This window comes from Pseudomonas sp. GM74, assembly GCF_000282455.1.
GTDB lineage: Bacteria > Pseudomonadota > Gammaproteobacteria > Pseudomonadales > Pseudomonadaceae > Aquipseudomonas.
The window spans coordinates 29,981-48,116 of record NZ_AKJG01000043.1; the positions used below are offsets into that span (position 1 = coordinate 29,981).

Annotated in this window: 16 protein-coding genes; 6 read left to right on the top strand and 10 right to left on the bottom strand. The window is 58.9% G+C overall.

Annotated elements, in window-relative coordinates; translation table 11 throughout:
• Nucleotides 1-63 precede the first annotated feature (63 nt).
• Nucleotides 64-576 (top strand): dihydrofolate reductase, encoded by a 513-nt coding sequence (locus tag PMI34_RS19495; protein ID WP_008048304.1) that lies wholly within the window; start codon nt 64-66, stop codon nt 574-576.
• 121 nt (nt 577-697) lie between these two features.
• Here PMI34_RS19495 and PMI34_RS19490 read toward each other — a convergent pair whose 3' ends face one another.
• The gene (locus PMI34_RS19490) at nt 698-2,089 is read right to left on the bottom strand and encodes an L-cystine transporter (RefSeq protein WP_008048306.1); all 1,392 of its coding nucleotides are present in this window, start codon (nt 2,087-2,089) and stop codon (nt 698-700) included.
• Between the two features lie 242 nt (nt 2,090-2,331).
• Here PMI34_RS19490 and PMI34_RS19485 point away from each other — a divergent pair, with 242 nt between their 5' ends.
• Nucleotides 2,332-3,387, top strand: a complete 1,056-nt coding sequence (locus PMI34_RS19485; protein ID WP_008048309.1) for a hypothetical protein — start codon at nt 2,332-2,334, stop codon at nt 3,385-3,387.
• A 390-nt stretch (nt 3,388-3,777) separates the two neighbouring features.
• On the opposite strand, the gene ilvD is transcribed toward PMI34_RS19485, so the two are convergent.
• The 4 genes from ilvD to PMI34_RS19465 all read right to left on the bottom strand — a co-directional run bounded on the left by ilvD (nt 3,778) and on the right by PMI34_RS19465 (nt 9,723).
• Nucleotides 3,778-5,619: a dihydroxy-acid dehydratase gene (ilvD, locus tag PMI34_RS19480; protein WP_008048311.1), complete on the bottom strand. Its 1,842-nt coding sequence runs from the start codon at nt 5,617-5,619 to the stop codon at nt 3,778-3,780.
• 218 nt (nt 5,620-5,837) lie between these two features.
• Nucleotides 5,838-7,034, bottom strand: coding sequence for an MFS transporter (locus PMI34_RS19475; RefSeq protein ID WP_008048312.1), 1,197 nt, complete (start codon nt 7,032-7,034; stop codon nt 5,838-5,840).
• Between the two features lie 2 nt (nt 7,035-7,036).
• Nucleotides 7,037-8,143, bottom strand: a complete 1,107-nt coding sequence (locus tag PMI34_RS19470) for a SagB family peptide dehydrogenase (RefSeq protein ID WP_008048313.1) — start codon at nt 8,141-8,143, stop codon at nt 7,037-7,039.
• Nucleotides 8,144-8,526: 383 nt separating this feature from the next.
• On the bottom strand, nt 8,527-9,723 hold the full coding sequence (locus PMI34_RS19465) for a class I SAM-dependent rRNA methyltransferase (protein ID WP_008048314.1): 1,197 nt from the start codon (nt 9,721-9,723) through the stop codon (nt 8,527-8,529).
• A 153-nt stretch (nt 9,724-9,876) separates the two neighbouring features.
• Here PMI34_RS19465 and PMI34_RS19460 point away from each other — a divergent pair, with 153 nt between their 5' ends.
• Both PMI34_RS19460 and mutM read left to right on the top strand, forming a co-directional pair.
• Entirely contained in the window at nt 9,877-10,746 is an 870-nt protein-coding gene (locus PMI34_RS19460; protein ID WP_008048315.1) for an HDOD domain-containing protein, read from the top strand.
• Between the two features lie 42 nt (nt 10,747-10,788).
• Nucleotides 10,789-11,601: a bifunctional DNA-formamidopyrimidine glycosylase/DNA-(apurinic or apyrimidinic site) lyase gene (mutM, locus tag PMI34_RS19455; RefSeq protein WP_008048316.1), complete on the top strand. Its 813-nt coding sequence runs from the start codon at nt 10,789-10,791 to the stop codon at nt 11,599-11,601.
• A gap of 124 nt (nt 11,602-11,725) precedes the next feature.
• Here mutM and PMI34_RS19450 read toward each other — a convergent pair whose 3' ends face one another.
• From PMI34_RS19450 to PMI34_RS19430, 5 genes are all read right to left on the bottom strand, one after another.
• Complete coding sequence (locus PMI34_RS19450; protein WP_003195146.1) at nt 11,726-11,977, bottom strand: YfhL family 4Fe-4S dicluster ferredoxin; 252 nt, start codon at nt 11,975-11,977, stop codon at nt 11,726-11,728.
• 102 nt (nt 11,978-12,079) lie between these two features.
• A complete protein-coding gene (gene coaD / locus PMI34_RS19445; RefSeq protein WP_007939322.1) occupies nt 12,080-12,559 on the bottom strand; it encodes a pantetheine-phosphate adenylyltransferase in 480 nt (159 codons plus the stop codon).
• Between the two features lie 115 nt (nt 12,560-12,674).
• Nucleotides 12,675-14,270 (bottom strand): GMC family oxidoreductase, encoded by a 1,596-nt coding sequence (locus PMI34_RS19440; protein WP_008048317.1) that lies wholly within the window; start codon nt 14,268-14,270, stop codon nt 12,675-12,677.
• A gap of 141 nt (nt 14,271-14,411) precedes the next feature.
• Nucleotides 14,412-14,957, bottom strand: a complete 546-nt coding sequence (locus PMI34_RS19435; RefSeq protein WP_008048318.1) for a hypothetical protein — start codon at nt 14,955-14,957, stop codon at nt 14,412-14,414.
• A gap of 28 nt (nt 14,958-14,985) precedes the next feature.
• The gene (locus tag PMI34_RS19430) at nt 14,986-16,416 is read right to left on the bottom strand and encodes a coniferyl aldehyde dehydrogenase (protein WP_008048319.1); all 1,431 of its coding nucleotides are present in this window, start codon (nt 16,414-16,416) and stop codon (nt 14,986-14,988) included.
• 145 nt (nt 16,417-16,561) lie between these two features.
• Between PMI34_RS19430 and PMI34_RS19425 the strand changes: the two genes are divergently transcribed.
• Complete coding sequence (locus PMI34_RS19425; protein WP_008048320.1) at nt 16,562-17,233, top strand: TetR/AcrR family transcriptional regulator; 672 nt, start codon at nt 16,562-16,564, stop codon at nt 17,231-17,233.
• A 32-nt stretch (nt 17,234-17,265) separates the two neighbouring features.
• A complete protein-coding gene (locus PMI34_RS19420; RefSeq protein ID WP_008048322.1) occupies nt 17,266-18,120 on the top strand; it encodes a sulfurtransferase in 855 nt (284 codons plus the stop codon).
• The last annotated feature ends 16 nt before the right edge of the window (nt 18,121-18,136 follow it).

Sequence of the window (18,136 nt, forward strand, 5' to 3'; positions counted from 1 at the left end):
AGCTGTGAGCATAACCGCTGTGGCGCTTATCGGCGAAAGCGAGGCTCTGGTATCCTCGCCGACATGACTAAATCACTCCCCCTCAGCCTGATCGCAGCCCTCGGTGAAAACCGTGTGATCGGCGTCGACAACAGCATGCCCTGGCACCTGCCGGGGGACTTCAAATACTTCAAGGCCACTACCCTCGGCAAGCCGATCATCATGGGTCGCAAGACCTGGGATTCCCTCGGTCGCCCGCTTCCAGGTCGTTTGAACATCGTGGTCAGCCGCCAGGCGGATCTGCTGCTCGAGGGCGCGGAGGTTTATCCGTCGCTGGAAGCCGCCGTCGTTCGCGCCGAAGCATGGGCGAAGGAGCAGGGCGTCGATGAGCTGATGCTGATTGGCGGCGCGCAGTTGTATGCGCAAGGGCTGGCCCAAGCCGATCGGTTGTACCTGACCCGCGTGGCGCTGAGCCCGGAAGGGGATGCGTGGTTTCCGGAGTTTGATTTGAATGAGTGGAAACTGGTTTCCAACGTTGAAAACCCGGCATTAGACGGTAAGCCGGCGTACAACTTCGAAGTCTGGGAAAAAGCCTGAAAGCATCGCTGGCAAGCCAGCTCCCACAGTGTCCAAGGTGAATCACCTATTGCGTGAGCACCATAGATCCCTGTGGGAGCTGGCTTGCCAGCGATGAGGGCGGGTCAGGCAACGTAGAATTTTAAGCCTGCGCCAACGCCGAATGCTCATCCGCATCCAATAGCGCCTTGTCAGTCTGCTGCATCACCTGACTGGTAATCGCCCCCGCCGTCATCGAACCACTGACGTTCAACGCCGTACGCCCCATATCAATCAGCGGCTCGACCGAAATCAGCAACGCCACCAGCGAAACCGGCAAGCCCATCGCCGGCAGCACGATCAACGCGGCAAACGTCGCGCCGCCACCCACGCCGGCCACCCCGGCCGAACTCAGTGTGACAATCGCCACCAGCGTCGCGATCCACAGCGGGTCCAGCGGATTGATACCCACGGTCGGCGCAACCATCACCGCCAACATCGCCGGGTACAGACCGGCACAACCGTTCTGGCCAATGGTCGCGCCGAACGAGGCGGCGAAACTGGCGATGGACTGCGGAATGCCCAGACGGCTGGTTTGCGCTTCGATGCTCAAAGGAATCGTCGCAGCGCTGGAGCGGCTGGTGAAGGCAAACGTCAGCACCGGCCAGACCTTGCGGAAGAACCGCAGCGGATTGATCCCGGCAACCGACACCAGCACGCCATGCACCACGAACATCAGGCCCAGGCCGATGTAGGACACCACCACGAAACTGCCGAGCTTGATGATGTCTTGCAGGTTGGAACCGGCGACCACTTTGGTCATCAACGCCAACACGCCGTACGGGGTCAGCTTCATCACCAGGCGCACCAGGCGCATCACCCAGGCTTGCAGGGTGTCGATGGCGTTGATCACTTTCTGACCTTTCTCGGCATCGTCCTTGAGCAATTGCAGGGCCGCAACACCCAGGAACGCCGCGAAAATCACCACGCTGATGATCGACGTCGGCTTGGCCCGCGCCAGATCGGCGAAGGGGTTTTGCGGAATGAACGACAGCAACAGCTGCGGCACATTCAGGTCGGCGACCTTGCCTGCATAGTCGGTCTGAATGGTTTGCAGGCGCGCCATTTCCTGGGTGCCGGCCACCAGGCCTTCGGCGGTCAGGCCGAACAGGTTGGTCAGGCCGATGCCGATCAGCGCGGCGATGGCCGTGGTGAACAGCAGCGTGCCAATGGTCAGGAAGCTGATCTTGCCCAGTGACGAGGCGTTGTGCAGACGGGCCACGGCGCTGAGGATCGAGGCGAACACCAGCGGGATCACGATCATTTGCAGCAACTGCACATAACCGTTGCCCACCAGATCGAACCAGCTGATCGAGGCTTTCAGTACCGGGTTGCCGGCGCCGTAGACCGTGTGCAACGCCACACCGAACACCACGCCCAGCACCAGCGCGAGCAGGACTTTTTTCGCCAGGCTCCATGTCGTGTGGCGGGTTTGCGCCAGGCCGAAGAGCAAAGCGAGGAACACCAGCAGATTGAGGATCAGCGGCAGATTCATGAAAACTCCGATAAGACTTGTGCCGGTTGCACCCTCGGGCAACCGCGAACCGGAAAGCCTAACAGCTTGAAAACTAATGAATTAATATCAAAAACGTATGATATCCGTCGTTTTTGGAATAAGCGGATGTCGCTGTCAGAAATGCAACTGGCGCGAAAGGGACGCGGGCGGTCGCTGACAGACGAGGACTGTCACACTTATTTGTTAGCGTCGATCTCTTTCACATTCAGGGAGAAATGCCAATGAAGTTCGCACCGAAATTACTGGCTGCTGCACTTTGCCTCGGCCTTGCCGGCCAGGTTCTCGCAACGGATCTGAAACACTGGCCTGCCGATCAGGCCAAGGCGCTGGACGCGATGATCGCCGCCAACGCCAACAAGGGTAACTACGCGGTGTTCGACATGGACAACACCAGTTACCGCTACGATCTCGAAGAGTCGTTGCTGCCGTTCATGGAGAACAAGGGCCTGATCACCCGCGACAAGCTCGATCCCTCCCTGAAACTGATGCCGTTCAAGGACACCGCCGACCACAAGGAAAGCCTGTTCAGCTACTACTACCGCCTCTGCGAACTCGACGACATGGTTTGCTATCCATGGGTCGCCCAGGTCTTCTCCGGCTTTACCCTCAAGGAACTCAAGGGCTACGTCGACGAGATGATGGCGTCCGGCAAACCGGTGCCGGCCACTTACTACGAAGGCGACGTGGTCAAGAAACTCGACGTCAACCCGCCGAAGATCTTCACCGGCCAGCAAGAGCTGTACAACAAGCTGATGGAGAACGGCATCGAGGTCTACGTGATGACCGCCGCCTCCGAAGAACTGGTGCGCATGGTCGCGGCCGATCCGAAGTACGGCTACAACGTCAAACCGCAGAACGTGATCGGCGTGTCGCTGCTGCTCAAGGACCCGAAGACGGGCGAACTGACCACCGCACGCAAGCAGGTCACGGCTGGCAAATATGACGAGAAGGCCAACCTCGGCCTGGAACTGACCCCGTACCTGTGGACCCCGGCAACCTGGATGGCCGGCAAGCAGGCGGCGATCCTGACCTACATCGATCAGTGGAAAAAACCGGTGCTGGTTGGCGGCGATACCCCGAGCAGCGACGGCTACATGCTGTTCCACAGCGTTGACGTGGCCAAGGGCGGCATCCACCTGTGGGTCAACCGCAAGGACAAGTACATGACTCAGATCCAAGGCATGATGGCCAAGAACGCCGCGGCCCAGGCCAAGGAAGGTTTGACGGTGACTGCCGACAAGAACTGGGTGATCGTCAAGCCTGAAGAGATTCAATAAAGGCTGCATAAACCCCATGTGGGAGCGGGCTTGCTCGCGAAAGCGGTCTGTCGGTAGACATGGTTGTTGACTGGCACGACGCCTTCGCGAGCAAACCCGCTCCCACAGTTGATCTCCCCTGTTTGGGAGATTTGTATCAGGCAAAAAATGCCCCGCACTTGGCGTAATGCCGATCAGTTAGGCGAACCCAGACGCTACGCTTCCTTGTAGCAGCTGCCGAAGGCTGCGTCCGGCTGCGCAGCAGTCGTAGATCCGGCTCGCACGATCTCTCTGACGTACCGCGAACTCCGATTTTACGACTGCTGCGCAGCCGGACGCAGGCTACGCCAGCTGCTACAGATTGCGTTGTGGCTTAACTGATCGGCATTACGCACTTGGCGGGCCACAGACTTACAGCCCGTCAAGCATCGCCTTGTTACGCACAGCACCCTTGTCGGCACTGGTCGCCAGCAGGGCGTAGGCTTTCAGTGCGGTGGTCACTTTACGTGGACGCACTTCCACCGGCTTCCAGCCTTTCTTGTCCTGCTCGACCCGGCGTGCCGCCAGTTCTTCGTCGCTGACCAACAGGTTGATCGAGCGGTTCGGAATGTCGATCAGCACTTTGTCGCCGTCCTGCACCAGACCAATCGCGCCACCGGCAGCGGCTTCAGGCGAAGCGTGGCCGATGGACAGGCCCGAGGTGCCGCCGGAGAAACGGCCGTCGGTGAGCAGGGCACAGGCTTTGCCCAGGCCTTTGGATTTCAGGTACGAAGTCGGGTAGAGCATTTCCTGCATGCCCGGGCCGCCTTTCGGGCCTTCGTAGCGAATGATGACGATGTCGCCTTCCTTCACTTCGTCGGCGAGGATGCCGCGTACGGCGCTGTCCTGGCTTTCGAAGATCTTGGCGTTGCCTTCGAAGACGTGGATCGACTCGTCGACGCCGGCGGTTTTCACCACGCAACCGTCCAGGGCGATGTTGCCGTAGAGGACGGCCAGGCCGCCTTCTTGCGAATAGGCGTGCTCGACACTGCGGATGCAGCCGTTTTCACGGTCGTCGTCCAGGGTTTCCCAACGGGTCGACTGGCTGAACGCGGTTTGCGTCGGGATGCCCGCAGGACCGGCCTTGAAGAAGTGATGCACGGCTTCGTCGTTGGTCTGGGTGATGTCCCACTTGGCGATGGCTTCTTCCATGCTGCGGCTGTGCACGGTCGGCAGCTGGGTGTGCAGCAGGCCGCCACGGGCCAGCGAACCGAGGATGCTGAAGATGCCGCCAGCGCGGTGCACGTCTTCCATGTGGTATTTCTGGATGTTCGGCGCGACCTTGCACAGTTGCGGCACGTGGCGGGACAGACGGTCGATGTCGCGCAGGTCGAAATCGATCTCGGCTTCCTGGGCAGCGGCCAGCAAGTGCAGGATGGTGTTGGTGGAACCGCCCATGGCGATGTCCAGGGTCATGGCGTTTTCGAAGGCCTGGAAGTTGGCGATGTTGCGCGGCAACACCGACTCGTCGTTCTCGCCGTAGTAACGCTTGCACAGCTCGACGATGGTGCGGCCGGCCTGCAGGAACAACTGCTCGCGGTCGCTGTGGGTGGCCAGGGTCGAACCGTTGCCCGGCAAGGCCAGGCCCAGCGCTTCAACCAGGCAGTTCATCGAGTTGGCGGTGAACATGCCGGAGCACGAACCGCAGGTCGGGCAAGCGCTGCGCTCGTACTCGGCGACTTTCTCGTCAGAAGCGCTGGAATCGGCGGCGATCACCATGGCGTCTACCAGGTCGAGGCCGTGGGAGGCGAGTTTGGTCTTGCCGGCTTCCATCGGGCCGCCGGAGACGAAGATCACCGGGATGTTCAGGCGCAGGGACGCCATCAGCATGCCCGGGGTGATCTTGTCGCAGTTGGAAATGCACACGATCGCGTCGGCGCAGTGGGCGTTGACCATGTACTCGACGGAGTCGGCGATGATCTCGCGGCTCGGCAGCGAATACAGCATGCCGTCGTGGCCCATGGCGATGCCGTCATCGACCGCGATGGTGTTGAATTCTTTTGCCACGCCACCAGCGCGTTCGATTTCGCGGGCGACCAATTGGCCCAGGTCTTTGAGGTGCACGTGGCCCGGTACGAACTGGGTGAACGAGTTGGCAATGGCGATGATCGGCTTCTTGAAATCGTCATCTTTCATCCCCGTGGCGCGCCACAGTGCGCGGGCACCGGCCATGTTGCGGCCGTGGGTGGATGTTTTCGAGCGGTAATCAGGCATGAAGCACTCCGGGCGGCTAATCAGGTATCAAAAGGGAAGTGAGCTTCTATTGACGTCTGGAACACTCAGAAATGGCCGCGTGTCCGGAAGTTGCCGATAACTTTGCGGGATCGCCGCGCGCTTCAGCTTGAGCTCATAAACCCGCCGGGGATGACTGGCGATGAATGTTCGCGATTCTACACGGCTGGCGGCTGGAGGGAATGCCGTAGGGCGCCTGATCATCGCCCGACCCTCGCATTTGTCAGCAAACCCCACAGACTGAATCCGATAAAACTGACGGCAATTGTCGCCAGCAGATGGGTTCCTGCCAGGGCTAGCACAGCGCTGCTGATGGCGGCGGTGATGAACATGATTGTATTGCCAGCAGATGCAGCGGTTCCGGCATTACTGGAAAACAACAGCATTGCTGCAGAAATGGCTGCTGGCCGAACCAAGGTGACAGCCAGCGCACTGATTAGCATCGGCACAAACAGTGTGAACGTCGTCATTTCGTCGAAGATCAGGATCAACCCTAAAGCCAGACCGGCGATGCTCAGCAGGCTCAATCCGAGATTGATCTGTTTGTTGAGGGAAATGTGCTTCTGCGCGGCCGAAGCCAGAGCACCACCGAGGACGTAAGCCACGCCATAAGCCACCAGAACCAACGCATACTGATATTCAGACAGTTTCAGGACGTCCATGAAAATCAGCGGAGTCACGCTGATAAGGGCAAAGTAAGAAGAGAAGACCAGCGCGGCGATCCACCAATAGCGAACAAAGTCTTTACTGTTCAGGATGGTTTTCAGTGTTGACGTAATTGAAGTGGGTTCGTGGTCGGTTCGGGCTGATCTGGCAGGCAGTTCTGATTGCGCATGGATAAAGATACCGAGTGCCATCAGGGAAAACGCATAAAAGCTGCCCTGCCAACCAAAAGATGTTTGTAGCCATGAGCCAAGCAGAGGGGACAGTGCGACAAATGACCCGCTCAGGGTCATGTAATAAATGCGCACCCGGGCTCGATCCTTTTCTTCGAACAGGTCCTCCACTAGCGCGTGGCCCAGCACAAAAAAACCGCACCCCAACGCCTGAACGGCGCGAAAGCCCATAAAAGTCGAATAATCCGTTGCCTGGGTACAGCCGATCGCACCTATTGAGCACAGGATCAGACATCCAAGCAGCACTTCCTTGCGCCCCCATTTGTCCGAGAGGGGGCCGGTGACCAGTTGCGCGAAAGAAAAAACCAGGGTGAACAAGCTGACCGCAAACGCGATATCAACCATTGACGTATTGAACTCCAGCGCCAGGGCAGGGAAAGAGGGAAGCAGGATATTGAGTGGGAAAAAACTGATTAACGAAATATTGGTAATAAGAATGAAACGGGAGATTTTTTGACCCGTGATATTATCGATTGTCCTGGCGCTTGAGTGTTCTGACATTTTTATGGGTTCCCGGGGTTCATTGTTGGGGTGTTTTTTCTCAATAAGCTTTGTAGTTCCTCACACAATGTTTCTCCCTTGCTATGTCCGGCGCCTATAAAAAGAAATACTTGTTCTGATAAGTCGTCCAGCTTTATAAGTTTTTCTATTTTTGATTCGGTCAGGGCTGCGGTTAGCCAGGTATTCAATCCAAGTGATGTTGCACAAAGTTGTATAGTTTGCGAAATGTGGCCGATCTCTAGTAGTGAAACCCGATAGGCTTGTGAGTGAGGGTATTTCCACCACATTTTATCGAGGTGCGAAGTAAGGAATATTCCAAAAGGAATGTTGTCGGCAAAGTGTTGGCCTTGTAGAAGAGAGCCGAGAGGGCTGTTCAAGCGACTCAATAACTTTAAAGCGTGCAAGTTCGGGTGATAGTAATAAATCCCAGGGTCGAGCCCTTGGACGTTATAAGCATATAAATATCCTTCGCTGGCGTTCAGTCCACCACCTGACGGACTGCTGCGCCGTGCATTGAACATGCCCGGAGTCAGTTCACAGGTATCCGACTCTCGCTCCTTCAGGTAACCGAGACAAAAGTAGAGAAGCGTACTGACATCATTTAGCGACACGCTTTTTTTCCGAAAGGAACGGCATGTTTTCCGCTGCAACAAGACTTGCTTGAATCCGGTCTGCCCCTCTAGTGCCCTATTGTCAGTGGGGGCTGGCAGGCAGAGCAGGTTCTCACGCTGGAGGTGGGCGAGTGGGTGAGGTGGTGGGGGCTCTCGACTCAGCGCCTCCTGACAATGAGCGAAGTAACGATCAGCCCATTCCTTTGTGTTCGTTGGGGTATAGCCAGCACCAAGGTCTTTGGTTCCGATGTGAAAAATCTTCGAAAGGTCATCCCATTGCCAGTCATCTGGAGGTAAGTCCTGTTCGACGAATATACCGGCTTCAAAAAATTCAGTGTCGATTGGGTGGCATTTATCAAATAGTGTTGTTTGCTCAATAAGCTCAATTAATCGACCAGCGTGAGAACTGTCGATTTCGAACTGCTCATGGGTTTTATAGTTCCAGATGAAAAGCCGGGGAGGCTTGGGTAGTAAAAAAATATAGGGGTTCAGTTGCATGCGGCATCCCTCTTTTTAAAAGCCGCACAGAAGGTATTCTGCCCGGCTTTTCCTGAGTGATTACTTAGGCGTGCTAAGCATCGCGTGGTGGTGTACCGCTAGATTTTTCTCAAGTTGAACTTTCTTCATGATTCAATCTCCAGTAAAGGTTTTGATATCCACCACTCAAGTATTCAAGTGGTAAGCTGGATGATAGGCCTGGATGGATTGAGGTCAAACGAAACGGTGTAGGGCGTTTCTCGAAGTGAAGTAGTCCTGTTCCGATAGCTTTTACGTGATCGGTAAATGCTTAATAAGGCTGAGGTTTTTGTATTGGTGTCGGATGGCTAGTTGATCGTCCGGACTGTTGAAGTGCGGACGATCAACATAAGCGCTGTCAGCAATTAGCTATTCGGCAACAACCGGCAAGTAATGCTCTTGATATACCGCGTTTCCGCAATCGCCGGGTGCACCGGATGATCCGGCCCCTGGCCGCCACGTTCCAGCATCTGGATATTGCGGTCCAGGTGACGGGCGCTGGTGAGCAGGATGTTCTGCAGGTCGTCTTCCGGCAGGTGCATCGAGCACGATGCGCTGACCAGGATGCCGTCCTTGGTGAGCAGGCGCATGGCTTGCTCGTTCAGGCGGCGGTAGGCGCCTTCGCCGTTTTTCATGTCTTTCTTGCGTTTGATGAACGCCGGCGGGTCGGCCACGATCACGTCGAAGCGTTCTTCGCTGGCTTTCAGCTCTTTGAGGGCTTCGAACACGTCGCCTTCGATGCAGGTCATTTTCTCGGCGAAGCCGTTCAGTGCGGCGTTGCGCTCGACACCATCAAGGGCGAAGGCTGAAGCGTCGACGCAGAACACTTCACTGGCGCCGAACGCGGCAGCCTGCACGCCCCAACCGCCGATGTAGCTGTAGAGGTCGAGCACGCGTTTGCCTTTGACATACGGCGCCAGGCGTGCGCGGTTCATGCGGTGGTCGTAGAACCAGCCGGTTTTCTGGCCCTGGATGACCGGTGCTTCGAATTTCACGCCGTTCTCTTCGAGGGCAACCCACTCCGGCACCAGGCCGAATACGGTTTCGACGTAGCGGGTGAGGCCTTCGGCGTCACGGGCAGCGGAGTCGTTCTTGAACAGGATTCCGCTTGGTTTCAGCACCTGGGTCAGTGCTGCAATCACGTCATCCTTATGGGCTTCCATGGTGGCCGAAGCGATCTGCACCACCAGGATGTCGCCGAAACGGTCGACTACGAGGCCCGGCAGCAGGTCGGAATCACCGTAGACCAGGCGATAGAACGGCTTGTCGAACAGGCGATCGCGCAGGGACAGGGCCACGTTCAGGCGGTGCACCAGCAGCGACTTGTCCAGCGGCAGTTTGATGTCGCGCGACAGCACACGGGCGCAGATCAGGTTGTTCGGGCTCATGGCAACGATGCCCAGCGGCTTGCCGCCGGCGGCTTCGAGGATCGCCTGGTCGCCGGCCTTGAAACCGTGCAATGGCGTAGCGGCTACATCGATTTCGTTGCTGTAGACCCACAAGTGACCGTTGCGCAGACGACGGTCGGCGTTGGCTTTGAGGCGCAGGCTAGGCAGGGACATGTCGTCGCTCCGGAAAAAAGAGCGGGAGTATAGCGTGTTGAGACCCCGGATTGGCCTGCAAGTGGACATGTGGCGAGGGTTGTCTTGCGATTTGGTATGTCGGATCCAACTTCATAAAGGTTAGAATCACTGTCTGACCCAGAGTGTGCACAAATGTCCCAAGAACTGACTTCCGAACAGATCCAGCAAGCCCTGCAGGGCATCAGCGTACCGGCCCAGCCGCAAATCATGGTGGATTTGCAGATGGAGCAGTACATGCCCGACCCGGATCTGGAAGTCATTGCCAAGCTGATCTCCCAGGATCCGGGACTTTCCGGTTCCCTGTTGAAGATTGTCAATTCGCCGTATTACGGGCTGAGCAACAAGATTGCTTCGATCCAGCGCGCGGTGAATCTGCTGGGCAGTCGTTCGATCATCAACCTGATCAATGCGCAGTCGATCAAGGGCGAGATGAATGACGACACCATTGTCACCCTGAACCGTTTCTGGGACACCGCTCAGGACGTGGCCATGACCTGCCTGAGCCTGGCCAAGCGCATCGGCATTGAAAATGGCGATGAAGCCTATGCCCTGGGCCTGTTCCACGACTGCGGCGTGCCCTTGATGCTCCAGCGTTTCCCCGACTACATGGGCGTTCTGGAGCAGGCCTATGCCAACGCCAGCGCCGAATGCCGGGTGGTGGATACGGAGAATCAGGCGTTCAATACCAATCACTCGGTGGTCGGGTATTACACGGCCAAATCCTGGCGTCTGCCGGAGCACGTGAGCGCTGCGATCGCCAATCACCACAATGCCCTGGCGATCTTCAGCGATGAATCTTCGCGCAACAGTTCGTTGAAGAACCTGTTGGCGATCCTGAAAATGGCCGAGCACATTTGCGCGTCGTACCGGGTGCTGGGCAATCAGACCGACGATCACGAGTGGAACGGCATCGCGCCGCTGGTGCTCGATTATGTCGGCCTCTCGGACTACGACTTCGAGATCCTCAAGCAGACGATCCGCGACCTCGGCACTCATCGCTGAGTGTCGGAACTTTCCAGGCCATGCGCCTGATCCGAGAGCACCATGCCTGAATTGCCAGAAGTCGAAACCACCCGTCGCGGTATCGCGCCGTACCTGGAAGGCCAGCGGGTCAGCCGGGTGATCGTGCGTGACCGGCGCTTGCGCTGGCCAATTCCCGAAGACCTCGATGTGCGGCTGTCCGGGCAGCGCATCGTATTGGTGGAGCGGCGCGCCAAGTACCTGCTGATCAATGCCGAAGTCGGCACCTTGATCAGCCACTTGGGCATGTCAGGCAATTTGCGTCTGGTGGAGGCCGGGCTGCCAGCGGCCAAGCATGAGCATGTGGATATCGAGCTGGAGTCGGGCCTGGCCCTGCGTTACACCGACCCGCGACGCTTCGGCGCAATGCTCTGGAGCCTCGATCCGCTCAATCATGAGTTGCTGATTCGCCTGGGGCCTGAGCCGCTGACCGACCTGTTCGACGGCGAACGTCTGTTCCAGCAGTCCCGTGGACGTTCGATGGCGGTCAAGCCGTTCATCATGGATAACGCGGTGGTGGTGGGCGTGGGCAATATCTATGCAACCGAAGCGTTGTTCGCCGCAGGCATAGATCCGCGCCGAGAAGCCAAGAGCATTTCCCGTGCGCGTTACTTGAAGCTGGCCATTGAGATCAAGCGCATCCTGGCGGCCGCCATCGAGCGCGGCGGTACCACGCTGCGGGACTTTATCGGTGGTGACGGTCAGCCAGGTTATTTCCAGCAGGAACTGTTCGTGTACGGCCGTGGCGGCGAGCACTGCAAGATCTGTGGCACGGGGCTGCGGGAAGTGAAACTCGGGCAGCGCGCGAGTGTTTTTTGCCCGCGTTGTCAGAGCTGAAAGTCAGTTGGATTTTCAGTGAGGCTGATGACGTCATCGCGGGCAAGCCCGCTCCCACAAGGACCGCATATATCCTGTGGGAGCGGGCTTGCCCGCGATGGCGTCGGAACAGGCGCTTGAAGATTTAAGCCTTACCGGTAATCTTCCGGTACTTCTCCATCAACTGCTCTTCAGTCTCCGGATGAGCTTCGTCCAGTGGAATGCAATCTACCGGGCAGACTTGCTGGCACTGCGGTTCGTCGTAGTGACCGACACACTGGGTGCACAGGTTCGGGTCGATCACGTAGATCTCTTCGCCTTGGGAAATGGCGGCGTTCGGGCACTCGGGTTCGCAGACGTCGCAGTTGATGCAATCGTCGGTGATGATCAGGGACATGCTAACTCCAGCCGGGGCGGCAGGCCCGGGCACAATAAACCAATGCGCACAATTGTGCCGCATTGGCGCCCGCAGTGCACGCGGGCGCCGCTTGAGCGGTGCTTACTTCTTGAAGCGTTCGGTCAGTGCGTCCGCCACCACTGGGTGCACGAACTTGGTGATATCACCGCCCAGGGCTGCAATTTCACGGACCAGCGTCGAGGAAATGAACGAGTAGCGTTCGGACGGGGTAAGGAACAGGCTTTCCACATCCGGCGCCAACTGGCGGTTCATGTTGGCCAGCTGGAACTCGTATTCGAAGTCCGACACCGCGCGCAAACCACGCAGGAACACGTTGGCATTCTGCTCTTTGGCGAAGTGCGCCAGCAGCGTCGAGAAGCCGACGACTTCAACGTTCGGCAGATGTTTAGTGACCTCGCGCGCCAGTTCCACACGTTGTTCCAGAGGAAACAGCGGGTTTTTCTTGGGGCTCGCGGCGACGGCGATGATCACGTGATCGAACAGGCGCGAGGCGCGTTCGACCAGATCGCCATGGCCCTTTGTAATAGGGTCGAAGGTACCTGGGTACAACACTCGGTTCATCGCGTCGTCCTGGCGGGAATCCGTTGGGGAGTCGGATGGTATCGCAGCCTTCCCGGTCGGCCAAGTCGCCTGTTGGGTAAGAAAGCACTATAGACGATGGGAATTATCGTTATTTTCATGGGTTTTTTAAACGTTCGGCCAGGGATGTCGCCAGTTGCGCCGTCAGTCCGTAGACCGACAGCTGCGGATTGGCGCCAATGCTGGTGGGGAACAGCGAGCCGTCGTGAATCGACAGATTGCCCAGTTGATGATGCCGGCCGAGGCTGTCGGTCACCGCGACTGTCGGGTCTTCACCCATGGCGCAACCGCCCATCACATGGGCACTGCCAAGGCGTGTGCGATACAACTCCAGACTCAGGCCGTCGATCAGCGTGCGGGCTTCGGCGAGGGTCTTCACGTAGCGGGCGTCGGCGTGCATCGGCATCACGGCCTTGGCGCCACCGGCAAACTGGATCTCGGCCATGGTATGGAACGCCCGGCGCAATCCATCCCAGGCGTAGGGTGATAGCTGGTAATCCAGTACCGGCGTGTCATCGCTGCGCAATTCGACGCTGCCACCGGGGCTGTCAGGGTGAAAACCGTCCCGCAGCAACGCCAGCATGGCGTGGGTATGGGCCAGATTGGCCATGTGTTGCGAGTTTTCCTGACCGAAACCACCGAGCAATGTCGTGGCCAGCGCCGGGTGCAGGGGCGGGACTTCCAGTTTGTAGGACATCTTGCCCGTGGTGCCGTCCTGCCATTGGAAATGGTCGGAATAGATCGACTGCGGCGCGCCGTAGAAGGGGTTGACCACTTCGTCGAACAGAGCGGCGGACATGTTCACCGGGTGCAGGAACGTGCGTTTGCCCAGGCGCTTGTGCGGGTCGGGTGCCCCGGAGCGCATCAGCAAGGCCGGGCTGTTGATGCCGCCACCGGCCAGCACGAAATGCCGCGCCTTGACCGTGATGGTGCGCTCGGTCGGTGCGACGCAGCGTTCATCCATCGCCGAACATTGCAGGCCGGTGACCTTCTCGCCGCTGATGTTAAGTTTTTCGGCTCGGGCCAGGTAAAGCAGCTCGCCGCCTTTTTCCAGGGTCGCTGGAATGGTGGTGACCATCATCGATTGCTTGGCGTTGGTCGGGCAGCCCATGCCGCAGTAGCCGAGGTTCCAGCAGCCGCGAACGTTGCGCGGGATGACGTGCCATGAGTAATTCAGTGCTTCGCAGCCCTTGCGGATCACATCATTGTTGGCGTTGGGTGGCACCATCCACGGCGCGACGCCCAGGCGTTGCTCCATTTTCTCGAACCACGGCGCCATTTCCGCCGGGCTGTGGCCCTTGACGTTGTGCTCTTTGGCCCAGTGTTCCAGGGTCGGCTCCGGGGTGCGGAAACTGGAGGTCCAGTTGATCAGCGTGGTGCCACCCACCGCCCGGCCCTGGAGGATGGTGATCGCGCCGTCCTTGCTCATGCGGCCGATGCCTTCCTGGTAAAGGCTGGCGTAGGCCTGGTCTTCGAGCATCTTAAAGTCGCTGCTGGTCTTGAGTGGGCCTTCCTCGATCAGCAGCACCTTGTAGCCGGCCGCGCTGAGGATTTCAGCGGTGGTGCCGCCACCGGCACCACTGCCGATGATCGCCACGTCCGCTTCTAGTGTCAGGTCCTGGGTCAGTTGCGAGCCGTTGTAGGTTTTCCAGCCTCGGGCCATGCCTTCGCGGAACGGATCGGGTACGGGCATCTTCGGATTCTCTTTTTATTGTTGGGAATGTGGTGTGGCGGCTGGCGTCTTCGTCGGAACGCCGCCCGGAACAAGCCCGCTCCCACAGGGGCACGCGGTCAATGTGGGAGCGGGCTTGCCCGCGAAGGGGTCGACTCGGTATCAGACGGTGGGCGGCCCGGGATACCCGCAATGCGCCCACGATTCCTTGCGGCCGTACCAGGCCATCATCACCAGTTGCAGCAAGGAGCTGTGGCCCATGCGCAACAGGCTCAACGAGCTGTTTTCCCAGCGATCGAGAAAGGCCTGGATGTCGTTGGCGCTGGCGTTTTCCCAGCTGCCCCAGATCCCGGTCAGCGGCCCGCGGGTCACGGCCATGCCCAGCACATCGAACAATTGCTGGGTCAGCTTGAGCATTTCCGGCGACAGGTGGGCGAGGTTGTAGTCCAGGCTTTTCAGTGTGCCCTCGACAGCCTCGGGCATCCGTTCGGTGGTCACGGCACCCTCGAGCATGACCGGAATCAATGCCCGCAAAAACAGCAGGTCGCCGCTGCGTAACGTGACGAAGCCATTGGCCGGGACGCTCGACGAGCAACCGCTGAGGCTGGCTCCGAGCCCGGCGGTGGCGAGGAAAGCTGTGGCGCCGAGGCTGAATTTAAGTAGCCCGCGCCGTGACAGCGCGGGTGTATCGGACAGGCTGGGGTTCATTATTGTTATTACCCGACGGTGATGATCGTTAGCGGATGAACAGCTTCTGGATCAGCTTCTGGATGGATTTGCCGTACGGCGGATAGATCAACTTCGCGGCGTTGAACCGTTGTTTGATCAGCACGCCCTTGGCCTTGCTGAAGGTCAGGAACCCTTCATGGCCGTGGTAGTGGCCCATGCCCGAGGCACCGATGCCGCCGAACGGCATGTCGTCCTGGGCGACGTGCAGCAGGGTGTCGTTCAGGCACACACCGCCGGAATGGGTTTCGTGCAGCACGCGCTGTTGTTCGCGTTTGTCGTAGCCGAAGTAATACAGCGCCAGTGGGCGAGGGCGCTGGTTGATGTAGGCAAATGCCTGGTCCAGATCCTTGTACGGCACGATCGGCAGCAGCGGCCCGAAGATTTCATCCTGCATCACCGTCATCTCGTCCGTGACGTTGAGCAGCAGGCTATGGCCCATGCGGCGGCCCTGACCCTGTTCGAACAGTGGCATCAGTAGCGCACCCTTGCTGGTGGCGTCGCTGACGTAGCCGTTGAGGCGTGCCAGTTGTCGCTCATTGATGATCGCGGTGTAGTCCGGGTTGTCGGCCAGCGTCGGATAAAACCCGCGGACGGCAGCGCGATAGGCTTCGACGAAACCTCCGACTCGATCCTCCGGCACCAGTACATAGTCCGGGGCCACGCAGGTCTGGCCGGCGTTCAAGGTCTTGCCGAAGGCGATGCGCTCGGCGGCGTCCTTGAGCGGCACATCCCGGGAAACAATGGCCGGGGACTTGCCGCCCAGTTCCAGGGTCACCGGGGTCAGGTTTTCCGCGGCGGCGCGCATGACGTGTTTGCCGATGCTGGTGGCACCGGTGAACAGCAGGTGATCGAACGGCAGGCGTGAAAAGGCCACGCCCATATCCGCCTCGCCCAGGACCACGCAAACCAGGTCTTCGGGGAAGATTCGCGCCAGCAGTTGCTTCATCAGCAGGCCGGTCGCAGGGGTCGACTCACTGAGCTTGAGCATCACCCGATTGCCCGCCGACAGCGCGCCGACCAACGGGCCGATGGCCAGGTACAACGGGTAGTTCCACGGCACGATGACCCCGACCACGCCCAGCGGTTGGTAAACCACTTTGGCCGAGGCGGGCTGGAAGGCTGCGCCCACCTTGCGTCGCGAGGCTCGCATCCAGCCCTTGAGGTGTTTGCTGGCGTAATGGATGCCGTGCAGGCTGGGCATCAGTTCGGCGAGCAGGGTTTCATCGGCGCTGCGATGACTGAAGTCCTGGCTGATCGCATCGATCAGGGCCTGGCGTTCATTGTTCAACAAATCCTTTAGAGCCTTGAGCCATTGCTGGCGCTGCGCGGCCGGAGGCATCGGGTTGGCGGCGTAGGCGGCACGCTGGGCGTCGAACAGGGCCTGAAGTTCCTCCAGCGGCTGCTGTAGGTTCTGCAGGTAGGAAATTTCAGCAGTCATGGTCGGCTCCGGATTTATTGTAATGAAGCACTTTTTAGAGTCTATGCTCTAAAATGTCAAATGACATCCTGGAACAGCTTTGTTTTATCCGCTCGCGGATAGATCTAAGATGCCCGTCAACGCACTCTGAATTAAAGCTCAAGCCATGGCCCCACGGATCAAAACCAGCGAGCGCATCGTGCAGAACAGCCTGGAGCTGTTCAACCAGCAGGGCGAGCGCAGCATCAGTACCAACCACATTGCTGCCCACATGGAAATTTCCCCGGGCAATCTGTACTACCACTTCCCGAACAAGCAGGCGATCATCGCCGTGTTGTTCAGCGAGTACGAAAGCCTGGTGGACAGCTTCCTGCGCCCGCCCCAGGGACGCGCCGCCACGGTGGAAGACAAGCGTTTCTACCTCAAGGAACTGCTGTCGGCGATGTGGCGCTACCGCTTCCTGCATCGCGATCTCGAACATTTGCTCGACAGCGATCCGGACCTGGCCGACCGCTATCGACGCTTCTCCCAGCGCTGCCTGATCCAGGGTTCGGCGATCTACGAAGGTTTCGTCGCCGCCGGCATCCTGAAGATGGACAAGGTGCAGATCGAGTCCCTGACCCTCAATGCCTGGATCATCCTCACGTCCTGGGTGCGTTTCCTGTGCACCACGCGGGAGAATTCCAGCCACCTCAGCGAGCAGGCCATTAAACGCGGGGTGTATCAGGTGCTGGTGCTGGAAGCCGGGTTCGTCACGGATGAGGCCCGCGATGCGGTCAGTGCCTTGTTCGAAGAGTTTTACGTGCCCCTGGCCCAGGCGCTGGAAGAAGTACAGTAGGATCAAGACCGACTTAAGCACAGGAGCCCGCTATGCCCATTGCGCAATTGATCAGCCCACAAGCACTGGACCTGAAAAAGGACCAGCCGGGACTGGTGATTCTGGATTGTCGTTTTGCCCTCGAAGACCCGGATTACGGTCAGCGCAGCTATGCCGAAGGGCACATCGCCGGTTCGAGCTATGCCGATCTCGAGCGTGATCTGAGTGGCGCGGTGGTCAAGGGCGTGACCGGGCGTCATCCGTTACCCGAGCCGGCGCAACTGATCGAGCGCCTGCAAGCCTGGGGCATCAATGCCGATAGTGAAGTGGTTCTGTATGACGACGGTCCGGGTGCCTATGCGGCGCGGGCCTGGTGGTTGCTGGCGTGGTTGGGCAAACGCGACGGTGTATTCATCCTCGATGGCGGTCTCAAGGCCTGGCACGGGGCCGGTTTGCCGCTGAGCCTGGATGCGCCGAAGGTTACCCGTGGTTCCTTCACCGGCAGTCCTGACATGGCGTTGCTGATCAGTGCCGAGCGGCTGCAAAAGCGCCTTGCACGGCCGGAACTGACCCTGCTCGATGCCCGCGCATTGCCGCGTTTCAAGGGTGAAGTGGAACCGATCGATCCGATTGCAGGGCACATTCCCGGTGCCCAGTGTGCGGCGTTTACCGAGAACCTGGGTAGTGACGGGCGCTTCTTGCCGGCCGATCAGCTCAAGCATCGTTTCGCCGCGAAACTGGGCGACCGTTCGCCGAATGATCTGGTGGCGTACTGCGGTTCCGGCGTGACGGCGTGCCACAACCTGTTTGCGTTGTGTCTGGCCGGTTATCCACTGGGTTCGTTGTATGCCGGGTCGTGGAGCGAGTGGATCAACGAGCCTGCGCGGGGCATTGCCACCGGCGAATAAACACCACACACCCCTG

Bases quoted from the DNA above. Each gene is read 5' to 3' on its own strand.
- PMI34_RS19495 (WP_008048304.1), top strand. From the start codon at position 64: ATGACTAAATCACTCCCCCTCAGCCTGATCGCAGCCCTCGGTGAAAAC.
- PMI34_RS19490 (WP_008048306.1), bottom strand. From the start codon at position 2,089: ATGAATCTGCCGCTGATCCTCAATCTGCTGGTGTTCCTCGCTTTGCTC.
- PMI34_RS19485 (WP_008048309.1), top strand. From the start codon at position 2,332: ATGAAGTTCGCACCGAAATTACTGGCTGCTGCACTTTGCCTCGGCCTT.
- ilvD (WP_008048311.1), bottom strand. From the start codon at position 5,619: ATGCCTGATTACCGCTCGAAAACATCCACCCACGGCCGCAACATGGCC.
- PMI34_RS19475 (WP_008048312.1), bottom strand. From the start codon at position 7,034: ATGTCAGAACACTCAAGCGCCAGGACAATCGATAATATCACGGGTCAA.
- PMI34_RS19470 (WP_008048313.1), bottom strand. From the start codon at position 8,143: ATGCAACTGAACCCCTATATTTTTTTACTACCCAAGCCTCCCCGGCTT.
- PMI34_RS19465 (WP_008048314.1), bottom strand. From the start codon at position 9,723: ATGTCCCTGCCTAGCCTGCGCCTCAAAGCCAACGCCGACCGTCGTCTG.
- PMI34_RS19460 (WP_008048315.1), top strand. From the start codon at position 9,877: ATGTCCCAAGAACTGACTTCCGAACAGATCCAGCAAGCCCTGCAGGGC.
- mutM (WP_008048316.1), top strand. From the start codon at position 10,789: ATGCCTGAATTGCCAGAAGTCGAAACCACCCGTCGCGGTATCGCGCCG.
- PMI34_RS19450 (WP_003195146.1), bottom strand. From the start codon at position 11,977: ATGTCCCTGATCATCACCGACGATTGCATCAACTGCGACGTCTGCGAA.
- coaD (WP_007939322.1), bottom strand. From the start codon at position 12,559: ATGAACCGAGTGTTGTACCCAGGTACCTTCGACCCTATTACAAAGGGC.
- PMI34_RS19440 (WP_008048317.1), bottom strand. From the start codon at position 14,270: ATGCCCGTACCCGATCCGTTCCGCGAAGGCATGGCCCGAGGCTGGAAA.
- PMI34_RS19435 (WP_008048318.1), bottom strand. From the start codon at position 14,957: ATGAACCCCAGCCTGTCCGATACACCCGCGCTGTCACGGCGCGGGCTA.
- PMI34_RS19430 (WP_008048319.1), bottom strand. From the start codon at position 16,416: ATGACTGCTGAAATTTCCTACCTGCAGAACCTACAGCAGCCGCTGGAG.
- PMI34_RS19425 (WP_008048320.1), top strand. From the start codon at position 16,562: ATGGCCCCACGGATCAAAACCAGCGAGCGCATCGTGCAGAACAGCCTG.
- PMI34_RS19420 (WP_008048322.1), top strand. From the start codon at position 17,266: ATGCCCATTGCGCAATTGATCAGCCCACAAGCACTGGACCTGAAAAAG.